This is a genomic window from Streptococcus sp. AM43-2AT, assembly GCF_003603405.1.
Lineage (GTDB): Bacteria > Bacillota > Bacilli > Lactobacillales > Streptococcaceae > Streptococcus > Streptococcus ilei.
The window spans coordinates 465,637-482,604 of sequence record NZ_QTND01000002.1 but is presented as its reverse complement, the minus strand read 5'-3'; the positions used below and the strand labels follow the sequence as shown (position 1 = coordinate 482,604).

Sequence of the window (16,968 nt, the reverse complement as noted above, 5' to 3'; positions counted from 1 at the left end):
CACCGTTGCCCTTGTGGTCGTGTTGCAAGCTGACGTCTGGGAGAGGAGAAAAAAACAAAAAGGAGAATTTACTCATGGCAGTAATTTCAATGAAACAACTTCTTGAGGCTGGTGTACACTTCGGTCACCAAACTCGTCGCTGGAACCCTAAGATGGCTAAGTACATCTTCACTGAGCGTAACGGAATCCACGTTATCGACTTGCAACAAACTGTAAAATACGCTGACCAAGCATATGACTTCATGCGTGAAGCTGCTGCAAACGACGCAGTTGTATTGTTTGTTGGTACTAAGAAACAAGCTGCTGAAGCTGTTGCTGAAGAAGCTGTTCGTTCAGGTCAATACTACATCAACCACCGTTGGTTGGGTGGTACCCTTACTAACTGGGGAACAATCCAAAAACGTATCGCTCGTTTGAAAGAAATCAAACGCATGGAAGAAGAAGGAATCTTCGACGTTCTTCCTAAGAAAGAAGTTGCACTTCTTAACAAACAACGCGCTCGTCTTGAAAAATTCTTGGGTGGTATCGAAGATATGCCTCGTATCCCAGACGTAATGTACGTTGTTGACCCACACAAAGAGCAAATCGCTGTTAAAGAAGCTAAGAAATTGGGTATCCCAGTTGTAGCGATGGTCGACACAAACACTGACCCAGACGATATCGATGTAATCATCCCAGCTAACGATGATGCTATCCGCGCTGTTAAATTGATCACTGCGAAAATGGCTGATGCTGTTATCGAAGGACGTCAAGGTGAAGATGCAGTTGCATCAGTTGAAGCTGAATTGGCAGCAACTGAAACTCAAGCAGATTCAATCGAAGAAATCGTTGAAGTTGTTGAAGGCGACAACGCTTAATTCGTATAAATAGTAATTACCTAGGAGGGCGGGGCTTAGCCCGGCTCTCCTATTTTAAAAAAAATATAGGAGAAACAAAATGGCAGAAATTACAGCTAAACTTGTTAAAGAGTTGCGTGAAAAATCTGGTGCTGGTGTCATGGACGCTAAGAAAGCCTTGGTTGAGGTTGAAGGTGACATCGAAAAAGCAATCGAATTGCTTCGCGAAAAAGGTATGGCTAAGGCAGCTAAGAAAGCTGACCGTGTTGCCGCTGAAGGTTTGACTGGTGTTTATGTGAACGGTAACGTTGCAGCAGTAGTTGAAGTAAATGCTGAAACTGACTTCGTTGCGAAAAACGCTCAATTCGTTGAGTTGGTAAACGCAACAGCGAAAGTCATCGCTGAAGGTAAACCAGCTAACAACGAAGAAGCTCTTGCTTTGACAATGCCTTCAGGTGAAACTCTTGAGGCAGCATACGTATCTGCAACTGCTACTATCGGAGAAAAAATCTCATTCCGTCGTTTTGCTTTGCTTGAAAAAACAGACGCACAACACTTCGGTGCTTACCAACACAACGGTGGACGTATCGGTGTTATCTCTGTGATCGAAGGTGGAGACGAAGCGCTTGCTAAACAAATCTCAATGCACATCGCTGCAATGAAACCAACTGTTCTTTCATACAAAGAATTGGATGAGCAATTCGTGAAAGATGAGTTGGCACAATTGAACCACGTGATCGACCAAGACAACGAAAGCCGTGCAATGGTTGGTAAACCAGCTCTTCCACACTTGAAGTATGGATCTAAAGCTCAATTGACTGACGAAGTTGTCGCTCAAGCTGAAGAAGACATCAAAGCTGAATTGGCAGCTGAAGGTAAACCAGAAAAAATCTGGGATAAAATCATCCCAGGTAAAATGGATCGCTTCTTCTTGGACAACACAAAAGTTGACCAAGCATACACTCTTCTTGCACAAGTCTACATCATGGACGACAGCAAGACAGTAGAAGCTTACCTTGAATCAGTAAATGCTTCAGTTGTTGAATTTGTTCGCTTTGAAGTTGGTGAAGGTATTGAAAAAGCTTCAAATGACTTTGAAGCAGAAGTTGCAGCTACAATGGCAGCAGCTCTTAATAACTAAGAATAAAAAGAAAAGAGGTTTCCATAGAAACCTCTTTTTTTCAAGATGAAAAGAGAGTGGGACAGAAATCGGTCATTCGTTAGAATTTGATTTCGTCGTCCCACCTCCGCACAGCTTCAACAGTCTGGGAGACTGTTGAAGGTTGCAGATAAAGGAAACATAGTTTCCGTCAACATAGGGCATCTTTGAAGCTTAAAAAGCGAACAAAGACTTAGGATACTTGCTTCGCAAGTTCTATCCACCACCTCAAAGCAGTGCTTTGAGCACTCAACCACTGCGTCTTGCTCGACAATCCAAAGACAATTGAGAGGCTAGGACTTTTGTCCCAACCTCTTTTATGATTAATGCGCAAAGGTATTGAGTCCAAAAAGAAGCGAGAGAGTACCCATGATAAGCCCTGCTAGAATGACTCCCAACATGACCGCTAGGACACTCCGTTTGAAGTCCCAGTCTAGAATAGAGGCGGCGAGGGTTCCAGTCCAAGCTCCAGTTCCTGGTAAAGGAATGCCGACGAAGAGGAGTAGGGCCCAAAAGATTCCCTTATCTCCTGCAGCCTCTTCTAATTTTTGACCTCCACGATGCCCCTTATTGAGACACCAAGTAAAGAAATTCCCGATAAGAGGTTTCTCTTTCCCCCATTCCAGGATATGGCGAGCGAAAAAGAAGATAATAGGGACAGGAAGCATATTGCCAATGACCCCGATCAGGAGGGCTTGCCAAAGAGGAATTCCGCTAGAGATAGCGTAGGGAACAGCTCCACGAAGCTCCACCAAAGGAATCATGGAGATCAAAAAAGTAATAATGTAGTTCATGTGGTATCCTTTCAATTCATCCTTTTCATTCTACCTTATCTCTGCTGGAATGACAACTATTTCAAACAGGAGAAATAGAGGGGGAATCGTTTATACTGAATGATGGATGTCATCACTATCTTCTTGATCCATTTCTCTTATCTGAAAGAGCTTTAGTGTCCCTACGGTCCTATTTTATGCTTATAAGAATCAGTTCGACAAAGTATAGTTCTTTTAGTACAAACTATATATTCTTTGCCTGCTCTCTTGTTAAAGGCTCAACTTTTGGTATAGTTAAAATGTAGAGTTTCTTTATTTGCAAAAGCATTTTAGAAAGCGCTTACAATTGTAAAAATCCCAAGAGGAGGTTAAATATGGGAAAGTCTTTTTTTGAAAAGCGCAGTGTATTTAGTATTCGCAAGCTCGCGGTTGGAGCTTGTTCTGTATTAATCGGTGTATCTTTTTTTGGAGCTCCATCTGTCTTAGCTGAAGAAGAAGGAAGAGCTGTAACAGAAGAGGAGATGACAGCCACAAGGGAAGCGTCAGAGGTGACGAATGGAGAAGTTGGGACAAGTGATAAAGCATCAACAACCTTAGAGGCGCCTGCTGTGATTACTCCTGAAAAGAATGAGAGCGAAATCGAAAAGCCACAGGGGGAACCTCAAACAAGTGAACGTTCTGCTGGGGCTACTGAAGAGGCTACGAAGGACCAAAAACAAGTAGCGGAGGACATGGTGCAAGATCGCGAACGAGACTTTAACAAGGACTGGTATTTCAAGTTAAACGCAGCTCCTGGTGCAGAAGGGCGTCAAGTGGATGTCAAGGATTGGAAAAAATTAGATTTGCCACACGATTGGTCAATCTTTTTTGACTTCGATCACAATTCTCCGGCTCAAAATGAAGGGGGACAATTAAACGGTGGGGATGCTTGGTATCGCAAGACCTTCCGTTTGGAAGACAAGGACCTGGATAAGAAGGTGCGTTTGGAATTTGGTGGAGTTTACATGGATTCCAAAGTCTATGTAAACGGACAATTTGTGGGTCATTATCCAAATGGCTACAATGCCTTTTCTTACGATATTACCCCTTATTTGAATGCGGATGGAAGTGAAAACACCATCGCGGTTCATGTGGTCAACCAACAGCCAAGTAGTCGTTGGTATTCTGGAAGTGGGATTTATCGTGATGTCAAACTCAGTGTGACGGATAAGGTCCATGTAGCTAAGTATGGGACCACCATCACGAGTCCAAAATTAGAAGAACAACAGAATGGGGCAGTCGATACTCTTGTGAAGAGTCGTATTGTCAACCAAGATGATCAAGCCCACAGTGTGTATGCGGAATACGAAATCGTCGATCAAAATGGTCAAGTGGTCAGTGAAAAGGTGCGCAGTGAAGTGCAATCCGTTTTGGCTGGTCAAGAGATCAACCTGTCTCATACTCTTCATGTTGAAAAACCGACCCTCTGGGATGTCAAAACCAATAACCCAGCCCTCTATACTCTGTATACACGGGTCTATCGGGATTCGCAATTGGTAGATGTGCAAAAGGAACGCTTTGGTTATCGCTATCTCAACTGGACACCAGAAGGTGGCTTCTTCCTTAACGGAGCGGCTACGAAATTCCACGGTGTTTCCCTTCACCATGATCATGGGGCCCTCGGAGCTGAGGAAAATTACAAGGCTGAATACCGCCGTCTCAAACAGATGAAGGACATGGGGGTCAATGCCATCCGGACGACCCACAACCCAGCGAGTGAACAAACCTTGCAAATTGCGGCCGAGTTGGGCTTGATGGTCCAAGAAGAAGCCTTTGATACCTGGTATGGTGGCAAAAAGCAATACGATTACGGTCGATTCTTTGAAAAGGATGCAACACATCCAGAAGCTCGTAAAGGGGATAAGTGGTCTGATTATGACCTCCGGACCATGGTAGAGCGAGGCAAGAACAATCCTTCTATTGTGATGTGGTCAATCGGTAACGAAGTCGGTGAAGCAGATGGATCTGATAAGTCTGTCGCAACCGTTCGTCGTCTGGTCAAGACCATCAAGGAAGTGGATGCAACCCGCTATGTCACCATGGGAGCTGATAAATTCCGCTTTGGTGATGGATCAGGAGGGCATGAAAAGGTAGCGGCAGAGCTCGATGCAGTTGGATTTAACTATTCAGAGGCCAACTATGAAAGCCTACGCGCTAAACACCCAAACTGGCTCATTTATGGTTCTGAAACCTCTTCTGCAACGCGGACACGGGGCTCTTACTATCATCCTGAAAGAGAATGGGTCGGAAGCAACCAAGAAGACCGCCACTATGAACAATCAGACTACGGCAATGACCGGGTTGGTTGGGGTCGGACAGCGACAGCCTCTTGGACCTTTGACCGCGATCATGCCGGCTATGCAGGGCAATTTATCTGGACAGGTACCGACTATATCGGTGAGCCAACACCATGGCACAACCAAAATGACACACCTGTGAAAAGTTCTTATTTCGGTATTGTCGATACTGCCGGCCTTCCGAAGAATGATTTTTACCTGTACCAAAGTCAATGGCTGTCAGCTGAGAAACATCCAATGGTCCATCTCTTACCGCATTGGAACTGGGAAAATCCAGAATTGGCCAATCGTGTCATGGATGAAGAAGGTCGGATCCCTGTTCGTGCCTTCTCCAATGCCCACAGTGTGGAATTGATTGTCAATGGGGAATCACAAGGGGTCAAGACCTTTACCAAGAAGACTACAGCAGATGGCCGGACCTACCAAGAAGGGGCAAATCCGGATGAACTCTATCTAGAATGGTTGGTTCCTTATGTGCCAGGTAAGGTGGAAGCTATTGCCCGCAACGAAGCAGGCGAAGTGATTGCCCGCGATCAAATAGAAACAGCTGGGAAGCCAGCCGGTGTTCGCCTGCTGAAAGAAGAACACGCCATTGCAGCAGACGGCAAGGATCTGACCTATATTACCTATGAAATCGTCGACGAAGAAGGTCGTGTGGTCCCAACTGCCAATAACTTGGTGCATTTCCATCTGCATGGGCAAGGTCAAATTGTCGGTGTCGATAATGGGGAACAAGCCAGCCGGGAACGCTACAAAGCGCAGGAAGATGGCTCATGGCAACGCAAAGCCTTCAACGGCAAAGGGGTTGTCATTGTCAAATCGACTGAGCAGGCGGGTGCCTTTACCCTGTATGCAGACTCAGACCGCTTGCAGTCAGACCAAGTCAGCCTCTTTACTGGTAAGAAGGACCAGGAAGAACGCTCTGTCTTGGGGGTCGAACCGGTTCGAACTCAAGTGTACTTGGGACAAAATCCTGAACTTCCAAGTCACGTATCTGTTGTTTATAGTGATGGCAAGGCCCAAGAAGAAGCCGTCGAATGGGATGCAGCAGACTATAGTCGTGCTGGCCAAGTCCGGGTGACAGGTCATGTTCAAGGACGGACGGTCGAAGCTCTGGTTGATGTGATCGGTGTGGAGCAAGTCCTTCCAGTTATCAAACAAATCCCACAGGGAGCAGATCTAACGACGGTGGATAAGACAGTGCAATTGGTCTTCACAGATGGCCGGACAGTTAGCTATGAAGTTGATCAATGGACCTTGGAAGCTGGTCAAGAAGATCAGTTGTCCACACCAGGTGCTCGCTTGAAGGCGACAGGTCTCCTAGGCAATGGGGAAACGGTCCAAGCGACGCTAGTGGTTGCAGGAGGAGATGTAGCCAAGGCTAAGAAACCAACGGTTCAGCTAGATGGAGTAGCTCTTCCAAAATTTGGTAGTGGCAACCATACCATTTTCCGTTCCCTCGCTTATGGGCAAGAGCCAGGTCAAGTCACAGCAAGTGCAGAAAATGCCCAAGTGACGGTCCTACAAGCTAGCCGTGAGAATGGTTTGAAAGCTCAAATCTATGTTACCGCTAAGGATACGGGAGCTGTACAGACCTATGCTGTGCAATTCCAGGAAGAAAGTCCACAGATCCAGCGTTTAGAATTGCGTCTGCCAGAAGGCCAAGAGCTCAAGGAAGACCAAACAGTCACGCTTGATGTCCTAGCTCATTACCAAGATGGCAGTGTGGCTAGTCTCCAAGCGGATCAAATCGATGTGGTAACAGCAGCCGGTAGTCAAGGAAAAGCGGTCGCAAGCAAGAAAGGTTTGGAACTGCGGGAAGCAGGATTGGTTCATTTACAAGCTAGCTTCCAAGGACAAACAGGAGAATTAACCTTTACCATCACGCCTAATCCAGAAGTAAAGACAGTTGTCAAGGTACGTCCTGTACGGATTAGCACCGATCGAAACGTTTTGCCAGCTCTTCCAGAGACAGTGTTGGTTGAGTATGACAAGGGATTCCCGAAAGAAAAACGCGTGACCTGGGATGCCGTAACAGCAGATCAAGTCAAGGATTACCATAGCTTTACAGTCACAGGTCATGTAGAGGGTGTGGAAAAAGAAGCCCAAGCTCAAGTCACCGTTGAAGGCATTATCGCTGTAGAAGAAGTCAGCACGACAACGCCAGTTGGTGAAAAACCAGCCCTTCCAGAAAGCGTGCGGACTTATCACTCCAATGGCAAGACCTATGCTGCCAAGGTGGCCTGGGATGCGGTCGATCCGCAACTCTTGGCCCAAGAAGGAGAAGTTGTCATAGCAGGCCGTGTAGAAGGAACCAACCTTCCAACACGTCTTCATATTCGTGTTTCTAGCACCACAGTCAAGGGAGCCAATGTAGCTGAGCAATGGACAGGATCAGTCTTGCCACTCGCTTTTGCAAGTGACTCTAACGATGCGGATCCAGTTGCTAAGGTCAATGATAAGGTCATCTCCTTTACCGATGCTCCAGCTAACCGTTGGACCAACTGGGGCCGTGACAATGCGGAAGATTCTGTTGGTATCTTGTTTGGGGATTCTGGTATCTTGACCAAGCGAGCAGTGGACAACCTCCATGTTGGTTTCCACGAAGACCACGGCGTTGGGGCTCCAAGTGAATATGTGATTGAGTACTATACAGGGGAACAAATCCCAACTGTTCCAAGCAATCCAAATCGCGTCAAAGACGAAACAGACCATCCATTTAACAATCCAGCCAACTGGAAAGAAGTCAGCAACCTAACCGTTGAAGAACCGGTAGCAGCTGGCAAGATGAATCATTTCAGTTTTGATAAAGTCGACACCTATGCTGTTCGTATCCGTATGAAGACACCAGAAGGCAAACGTGGAAGCTCTATTTCAGAGATTCAGGTATTTGCCAATAAGGTTGCGGCAGAAGAAAAGAGCCAGGTGACCATTCGTGTCAACGGTGAGGTTTTACCAGGAGTTAATCCAAGTGTGACCGATTACTACATCGATGCGCGTGATCGGGCTTATCCACAAGTGGAAGCGACAGCTAGCCATCACGGTCTTGCAACGGTTGTGCCAAGCGTCCATGAAGGTGAGCCAATCCGTGTCATCCATAAAGCGGAAGATGGTACCATCTTACAAGAATACCATCTCCATCTCACAAGCGATGCAGAAAAACTGAAACAAGCTGTTCCAGTAGCAGTAGAAGCAGGCAGACGTTTTGTGAAAGTCGGTCAAGATCTAGTTCTACCATCTACAGTAGGTGTCTACTTTAAAGGGGACACAGGTTATGAACGCAAGGAACTGACGGTGGACTGGCAGGCTATCCCAGCTGATGCACTTTCTCATGAAGGCAGCTTCACGTTAGAAGGAAAAGTCCTCGGCTATGATCTGACAGCTCAGCTGACCGTTCGGGTGTCAGAAAAGACAGGAGAAATCCTCTCTGTGAACCGTGACTACAATGCAGAGGATACCAGAGCATTTGCTAGTGAAACCAACGATCTCGATCCAAATCAAATCGACTATATCGATTACATCAATGATGGTGGCTACAACGAGTACTACCGTTGGACCAACTGGAAGAGAGAGCCAGATCAAACAGAAGTGTTTGCTGGTCTCATCTTCAAGAAAAATGGTCAAGTAACAGAGCGCTTAGTCAATAAAGTAGCGGTCGACTTCTTTGCAGATCAGGAAACAGGTCTGCCAACGAAAACGGTTCTTGAACGCTATATTGGTCCAGACTTTGATGTCCCAGATGATTACGGCAATTTGAAGAATCTTCCAGATCATCCATTTAACCAGGCCTCTAACTGGGAAGAAATCCCGTATAGCTTGGATTATGCCTTTGAGCCTGGTTATATCTCTAACCTCAGCTTCAACGAAACCAGAACGAAAGCCATCCGTTTAAGAATGGTCCGTGATGAAAATCTTAAAGGAATTGGAATCATTGAATTGAGCACCTATGCCCCAACAGAAGAGGCCCAGGCAACAACTGATGTTACGATCCAAGTGAATGGCAAAGACCTAGAAGGTTTTAAACCAGATGTGACAGATTATCATCTAGAGTATGAGGGAGAACGTCCAATCGTTTCAGCACAAGGCAAGAATGGAACAGCCGTTACGGTCATCGATGCTAAAAGTGCCAATGCTCCGGTTCTTGTCAAGGTTGTCTCAGAAGATGGCAAGCTAGAAACAGTATATCAACTTTCTCTATCCGCAAAAGCACCTACAGGCTCAGCCATTCCTGAAGAAGGGGTTAAGAATCTGGTCCATACCAAACCAGAGTTGGTGATTGAGCCAGAAGAGATGGACTTTGAACGCTTAGAACGTCCAAATGCGGAACTTCCAAAAGGAGAGAAACGTGTGGTTCAAGAAGGTCAAAAAGGCCGCAAATTGCGCTTGGTGGAAGTTTCTCAAGAAAATGGTGTGGAAAGCCGGAAGAAACTGGATGCCTTTGTAGAGCTAGATCCAGTGGCAGAAATCACAGAGGTGGGCACGAAAGAAGTACTTCCAGACACTCCACAACCAGAGCCACAGCCAGAACCTCAGCCACAACCAGAGCCACAACCGCAACCACAGCCAGAGCCGCAACCACAGCCACAGCCAGAGCCGCAACCACGGCCAGAGCCACAACCGCTTCCGAACCCAGAACATCCTCATGGCTCAGAAGGACCAGTAGCTACCCCAACTCCTCAAACATCTCTTGAGGTCAAAGCAGTGCGTCAGGAAGGGACAGATGCAGCAGGGAAGGAAGTCGAGAAAACAGCTCAAACGCCAGCAGTTTCAGCAACTTCAGTTTCCGAAGGTAGATTACCAAATACAGGAACGGAAGAAAGCGTCGCAAGCCTTGTGGCAGGTCTCTTAGCAGCAGGTCTTGCCGGTGCTGTGCTGGATGACAAGAAAAAAAGAGCCGATAAGGCCAAGTAAAAAAGCTGGATAAACCAGCAAACATACGGTGAAAAGATCACAGGTAACAGAAAGAGGATGGGGAAAGTCTCCACCCTCTTTACCTGATGACATAAAGGAATGGAATATGGGAAAAAGATTATTTGATAAGAGAAATCGATTTGGCATTCGCAAACTATCAGTAGGGGTTTGCTCTGTAGTCGTAGCGACTTGTTTTTTAGGAGTCACTACCAGTTATGCAGAGGAACAAGCTGAAAGGAGTGAGAGTCGTGAAGAACGAGTCGACACAAGTGATGGCGATCATCAAGGGGAGGAGGGAAAAACTGTGAAAGACCACCAAGAAGAATCAGAACATTCCTCACCCGTAACGAGTGAGAAAGAAAACCGAGCAGTCAGCCAAGGGACAGAAGCAATTCAACCAGTAACATCTTCAGATGAGGAACCTGAGATTGCAGACTACGGTCCCCTTCCAAGCAAGGCTCAAATGCAATACCACCGCGAAGAACTGGCAGCCTTCATCCACTTTGGGATGAATACCTACTACGATCGTGAGTGGGGGGATGGGCAAGAAGACCCTTATTATTTCTATCCAGAGCATCTGGATACTGATCAGTGGATCAAAACCCTGAAAGACGCTGGCTTCAAACGGACCATCATGGTCGTCAAGCACCACGATGGCTTCCTCTTGTATCCTTCTAAATACACCGACCATACCATTGCCAAAAGTGGTTGGAAGGAAGGAAAAGGCGATATCCTAGCCGAAGTTTCGGCTTCTGCTAGCAAGTATGACATGGATATGGGGGTCTACCTCTCCCCTTGGGATGCTCACAGCCCGCTCTACCATGTGGATACAGAGGACCAATACAACGAATACTATCTCAACCAGCTCAAAGAAATCCTTGAAGATCCTAAATATGGAAACAAAGGCAAATTTGTTGAAGTCTGGATGGATGGAGCGCGTGGCGATGGGGCTCAAAAAGTAACCTATACCTTCGATAAGTGGTTTGACGCCATCCGTAAAGCCCAAGGGGATATAGCTATCTTCTCAGCGGAGCCCACCAATGTTCGTTGGATAGGAAATGAAAAGGGGATTGCTGGAGATCCAGTTTGGCATAAGGTCAATCCGGATAAGATTCGCAACAATCCATCCAATAGCTATCTCAACCATGGAGATCCGGAAGGGAAGCAATACTCAGTGGGAGAAGCGGATGTTTCTATTCGCTCTGGCTGGTTCTACCATGACAATCAAGAGCCTAAGTCCTTGCGTGAATTGATGGACATTTACTTCAAATCTGTCGGTCGTGGAACGCCACTCTTGCTCAATATTCCACCCAATCAAGATGGAAAATTTGCGGATGCCGATGTGGCTCGTTTGAAAGAATTCCGCCAGACTTTGGATCAACTCTACAGCGTGGACTATGCGGCGGGCGCCTTGGTAGAAGCTGACTCGACACGGCGCAATTCGCATTACGCAGCTAGCCATTTGACAGATGGCGATGAAAAGACCAGTTGGGCCCCTGCCGATGATGCCAAGACCGGCTCTTTTGTCCTCGATCTTGGAAAAGAGCAACATTTTGATGTGGTAGAGCTCAAAGAAACCATCGAAAAAGGCCAACGGATTTCCGGTTTCACCATCGATGTAGCGGTGAATGGCCAATGGGTTCCTTTTGGGGCTGGGGCAACCGTTGGATATCGCCGTTTGATCAAAGGGCAACCAGTTGATAGTCGCTACCTCCGAGTGTCAATTACTGATGCCCAAGCCACTCCAATCTTGAATGGTGTCTCTGTCTATAAGACACCAGCCAGCATCGAAGAAACCGATGGCTATCCGCTTGGTTTGAGCTATCATTCCGATCGAACAGCTGATCGGGCCAATAGCCAATGGAATGAAGAGGGAGAAGGCGTTCGAGGCACCTCGATGTGGACTAAGGAAGCAGGAGCTTCTGCAACCTATCACTTCGAAGGGACCAAGGCCTATGTGGTCGCAACTGTAGACCCAGGTCATGGGGAGATGGATGTCTATGTAGATGGGCAAAAACTAGCGACGGTCAATACCCAAAGTCCAACTCGCAAACGCAGCCAAAAGGTTTATGAAACACCAGATTTGAAAGCAGGTTCCCATACCTTGACCTTGGTCAATAGCAAGGGAGATGCTATCGCAACGGAAGGGATTTATGCCCTCAATAACCAAGAAAAAGGCCTCTTTGAGTTTGCTCAGCCAACCTTAGCTGTTAAAAAAGGAGACCCAGCGCAAATCGTCGTCAAAAGAAAAGGTGGCTCTAAAGGAAGTGCCAGTCTAAAGTTAATCACAGAACCAGGAACAGGGGTTCATGGCAAGGTCTACAAAGATACCAATGTCACCCTTGAGTTCGCAGATGGAGAGACAGAAAAAACAGTCCAAGTCCCAACCCTTGATTTTGCAGGAAAAGCGACCGATGTCTATGACTTTAAGGCCAAATTGTTGCATCCGGATCAAGGCAGCCTGGTCGGCTTTATTCCAGAACTGACAGTCCAAGTGATGAACGAGGACCTACTTCCAGAAAATCGCAAAGAAGTGGATGATCAAGATCCAAAACTGCACTACAGCCAAGGCTGGAATCATGAGACGGACAATCGAGACTTCTCAAATGGAACGGAATCTTGGTCTAGCTTCAACCAAGTAACCGATGAAGAAGGAAAGAAACACATTGAGGTGACCATCACCTTCAAGGGAACTGGTGTGGAAGTTCGAGGAGTGGTTGATCCAAGCCATGGTCTCTACAGCGTCACCCTAGATGGAAAAGAAATGTCCTTTGAAGAAGGGCGTGGTCATGACTATGAGATTGAAGGCGACCATTACTTCAGTGGCTATGGAGATCAACGCAAACTGGACCAGAGTTTGGTCAATCTGCAAGGTCTAACAAAAGGCTACCACCAATTACGCTTGCACCTGGATCCGTCTCTTAATGATCCTCAGTCATCTAGAGCCATTCAGGTAGACCGCTTTATCCTATCAGGAAAAGATAGTCAGTTGCTCAGTCAAGAAGAGCTCCAACAGGTTATCAAAGAAGGAGTAGAAAAGATCAAGGCTACTTCTCTCGATCGCTTGAAAGCAAACCTCAAACCGACTGTTCAAGAGCAATTGACGGAATTGACTCAGTTGTTGAATCAAGAGCGACCAGATTTGGTTGCTGCAGCGAATCAAGTGGAAGCCCTTGAGACCATCTTAAAAGATGATCTCAATTATGAACCGCTGACGCAGACACGCCCAGACGAAGGTGTTCGGGATTTGGTTCTTGAAAAGCCAGAACTTCTCATCGAAGCGGAGGAGATTCCATTTGAGAGTCAAACGCGTGAAAGCAAGGACTTGGCCAAGGGCGAAAGCCGGATCCTTCAAGCAGGGAAGGTTGGACGCCGCTTGAAGTTGATCGAGGTTCGACAAGAAGAAGGCAAAGAAATTCGGACAGAAGTCGATGCCTTTGTCGAAGTGGAAGCCCAGGACCAGATTACAGAAGTCGGAACAGGAGTGGTAGGAGAACATCCTGTGATACCTGATCTACCGACTCCAATAACACCTGTAACTCCAAGTAAAGACTTACAAGTTCATGCACATCATTCAACAGTAGATGATAAAAAAGAGAAAGAAACTCCGGTTCTTCTGAAAGAGACGACTCCAGAAGTAACTTCTGTTTTGACTGCCGAGCATCCAGTAGTAGAAGAGGTTGAAAGTCCTTCTCTACAACCGGAAGGTAAACTGCCACAGACAGGAACAGAGAAGGCAAGTTTCTTAGCCTGGATGGGACTTTTCGGCTTAGGCTTCTTAGGCGGAAGAGTAAAATTCGCTCGTCGGAAATCCTAAGGCACCTTCTATAAGAGGTTAGCAATCGCTAGCCTCTTTTTTGTTTCTTCTGGCTACCAGTAAGGGGGATTCAGATTCCATCTGGACGTAGTCTTTGCTTTATTTACAGGCGTAAAAATTGTATAATAGTCAGATAAGGTCAATAATGACATCATGGATGATGAGACCATTTTTTATCCTCTGAAGAACAGAGAGCTCATCTAGAATGAAACCATCAGAAAGGAGCATCATGGCAAGTAAAAATACATCAGATAGCATCGAGGCCTATATCAAATCGCTACTGGCTCAAGCAGGAATCGCAGAGCTCAAGAGAAGCGAAATAGCGGATGTTTTCCAAGTTGTTCCTAGTCAAATCAATTATGTGATTAAGACCCGCTTTACCGAAAGTCGAGGCTACATCGTAGAGAGTAAGCGTGGAGGTGGAGGTTATATCCGGATTGGCAAGATTCAATTTTCAGACCAACACCAGATGCTAACAGAGCTTGGCGCAAGCATTGGAGAACAGATCAGTCAGACTGTATTCTGTGATATCCTCCAGATGCTATTTGAAGAAAAACTCCTTACAAAGAGAGAAGCAGAGCTCTTGTCAGTGATGACAACAGACGAGGTTCTGGGAAGTGAAGCCCATCGCTTACGAGCCAATATCCTACGAAAAATTATCCAACAAGTCGATAGAAAGGGAATGTAATCTCCTTATGAACTATTCAAAAGCCCTATTAGAAACGATTGAAGCCGCTCAAATCTTGGCGGGTCATTTTGATTCCCAAACCCTAGATACCTGGCATATCCTAGTGGCCCTAGCAAATAACCCCTATAGTGTAGCTGGTTCCGTCTTAAGTGACTATCCTATGCAGATTGATGATTTTCAAGATGCAGCTGAGCACATCACAGGCCAAGTCTACCAACGGGATGGTCGCTATGAGGTATTTCCTTTTTCTTTCCGTGTAGAAGAAATCATGAACCGTTCCCAAGAGATTGCCCAGGCAGTCCATGCCAAAAGTCTTGGAACAGAGCATGTCCTCTTGGCGCTCTTACTAGAGCGGGGAACCTTAGCTTCTCAAGTATTGGAGTATGTTGGCTTCCGCTATGATGATCAGGAAGATGGCATTAAAATTGTCGAGCTTCGTAAGAGTTTGGAACAACGAGCAGGTTGGGACAAGGAAGCTGTCAAGGCTATCCGTTCTCTCTATCGGTCCCAGCAACCAAATCGTCAAACCATGGGAAATATGATGGGCATGCCGGCCTCTACTAGTGGTGGTTTGGAAGATTATACCCGAGATCTGACAGAAATGGCTCGCAATGGCAGTTTGGAACCGGTGATTGGCCGGGGTCAAGAGATCTCGCGGATGATTCAGATTTTGAGCCGCAAAACAAAAAACAATCCAGTCCTCGTTGGAGATGCCGGTGTCGGAAAGACTGCTCTGGCTTTGGGCTTGGCTCAACGGATTGCCAGTGGAGATGTCCCAACTGAACTTGCTAAGATGCGTGTCTTAGAGTTGGACTTGATGAATGTTGTCGCAGGGACTCGTTTCCGTGGAGATTTTGAAGAGCGGATGAACAACATCATCAATGATATTGAAGAAGATGGCCATGTCATTCTCTTCATTGATGAGCTCCATACCATTATGGGATCTGGATCAGGGATTGACTCCACCTTGGATGCGGCCAATATCTTGAAGCCTGCCTTGGCTCGCGGGACCTTACGGACCGTAGGAGCGACTACGCAAGAAGAATACCAAAAACACATCGAAAAAGATGCCGCTCTGTCACGCCGTTTTGCCAAGGTTTTGATTGAGCAACCGTCTGTTGCGGATAGCATCGCTATTTTGCAAGGGCTCAAGAAGACCTATGAGCGTCACCACCGTGTCCATATTACGGATGCAGCCATTGAGACAGCCGTTGTCTATGCCCATCGTTATTTGACCAGTCGCCTCTTGCCAGACTCAGCCATTGATCTTTTGGATGAGGCGGCAGCGACCGTGCAAAACGCGGGGCCTCAAGCAGGCCTTCAGTCCGATTTGACAGCTGCCGATCAGGCCTTGCTCAAGGGACAGTGGAAAAAAGTTGCTCAGTTACTAAAAGAAGACGCCAGTCCGAAAGGCTATCAGTTAGAAGTCAAGGAAGAGGATATTCTGAAGACGCTCAGTCAGCTTTCTGGCATTCCTGTGGAGAAACTAACCCAAACAGCAGCTAAGAAATACCTTGAATTAGAAGCGGAACTTCATAAGCGCGTGATCGGTCAGGATCAGGCCGTCTCAAGTATCAGCCGAGCGATTCGCCGCAATCAATCTGGAATCCGGTCTCACAAGCGACCAATTGGTTCCTTCCTCTTCCTCGGTCCGACAGGAGTCGGGAAAACCGAGCTAGCCAAGGCGCTTGCTGAGGTTCTATTTGATGACGAGTCCGCTTTGATTCGCTTTGATATGAGTGAATACATGGAGAAATTTGCAGCTAGTCGTCTCAACGGAGCTCCTCCGGGTTACGTTGGCTATGAAGAAGGCGGTGAGTTGACGGAAAAAGTCCGCAACAAACCTTATTCAGTCCTCTTGTTTGATGAGGTGGAAAAAGCCCATCCAGATATCTTTAACGTTCTCTTGCAAGTCTTGGATGATGGTGTCTTGACCGACAGCAAGGGACGTAAGGTGGATTTCTCCAATACCATTATTATCATGACGTCAAACTTGGGAGCTACTGCTTTACGAGATGATAAGACAGTTGGTTTTGGAGCCAAGGATATTCGCTTTGACCAAGCCAACATGGAAAAACGCATTTTCGAAGAGTTGAAGAAGACCTATCGACCAGAGTTTATTAACCGGATTGATGAAAAGGTTGTCTTCCATAGCTTGACCAGTGACCAAATGCACGAGATTGTCAAGATTATGGTAAAACCATTGATTCAATCCCTAGCAGAGAAGGGCATTACTCTGAAATTCCAAGCGTCTGCCCTTAAATGGCTGGCAACTCACGGATATGATCCAGAGATGGGAGCGCGTCCTTTGCGTCGGACCATCCAGACCCAGGTGGAAGACTACTTGGCAGAAATCCTCTTGAGAGGAGAAGTTGCAGAAGGTCAAACCCTCAAGGTAGGTGTCAAGTCTGGTCAGCTTAACTTCACGATTGACTAGGAGGATATGCA

General features: G+C 46.6%; 7 protein-coding genes. 6 read left to right on the top strand and 1 reads right to left on the bottom strand.

The window, feature by feature from the left end; genetic code table 11:
- Positions 1–74: 74 nt before the first annotated feature.
- Both rpsB and tsf read left to right on the top strand, forming a co-directional pair.
- The gene (rpsB, locus tag DW930_RS06875; RefSeq protein ID WP_048716695.1) at positions 75–857 is read left to right on the top strand and encodes a 30S ribosomal protein S2; all 783 of its coding nucleotides are present in this window, start codon (positions 75–77) and stop codon (positions 855–857) included.
- Between the two features lie 79 nt (positions 858–936).
- Positions 937–1,977, top strand: coding sequence for a translation elongation factor Ts (gene tsf / locus DW930_RS06870; RefSeq protein WP_023024647.1), 1,041 nt, complete (start codon positions 937–939; stop codon positions 1,975–1,977).
- A gap of 341 nt (positions 1,978–2,318) precedes the next feature.
- Here tsf and DW930_RS06865 read toward each other — a convergent pair whose 3' ends face one another.
- Positions 2,319–2,789 (bottom strand): small multi-drug export protein, encoded by a 471-nt coding sequence (locus DW930_RS06865; protein WP_023024646.1) that lies wholly within the window; start codon positions 2,787–2,789, stop codon positions 2,319–2,321.
- 353 nt (positions 2,790–3,142) lie between these two features.
- Here DW930_RS06865 and DW930_RS06860 point away from each other — a divergent pair, with 353 nt between their 5' ends.
- The 4 genes from DW930_RS06860 to DW930_RS06845 all read left to right on the top strand — a co-directional run bounded on the left by DW930_RS06860 (position 3,143) and on the right by DW930_RS06845 (position 16,957).
- Entirely contained in the window at positions 3,143–10,015 is a 6,873-nt protein-coding gene (locus DW930_RS06860) for an Ig-like domain-containing protein (RefSeq protein ID WP_123159633.1), read from the top strand.
- Positions 10,016–10,121: 106 nt separating this feature from the next.
- On the top strand, positions 10,122–13,832 hold the full coding sequence (locus DW930_RS06855; protein ID WP_123159632.1) for an alpha-L-fucosidase: 3,711 nt from the start codon (positions 10,122–10,124) through the stop codon (positions 13,830–13,832).
- Between the two features lie 229 nt (positions 13,833–14,061).
- Positions 14,062–14,520, top strand: coding sequence for a CtsR family transcriptional regulator (locus DW930_RS06850; protein ID WP_123159631.1), 459 nt, complete (start codon positions 14,062–14,064; stop codon positions 14,518–14,520).
- Positions 14,521–14,527: 7 nt separating this feature from the next.
- Positions 14,528–16,957: an ATP-dependent Clp protease ATP-binding subunit gene (locus DW930_RS06845; RefSeq protein WP_123159630.1), complete on the top strand. Its 2,430-nt coding sequence runs from the start codon at positions 14,528–14,530 to the stop codon at positions 16,955–16,957.
- The last annotated feature ends 11 nt before the right edge of the window (positions 16,958–16,968 follow it).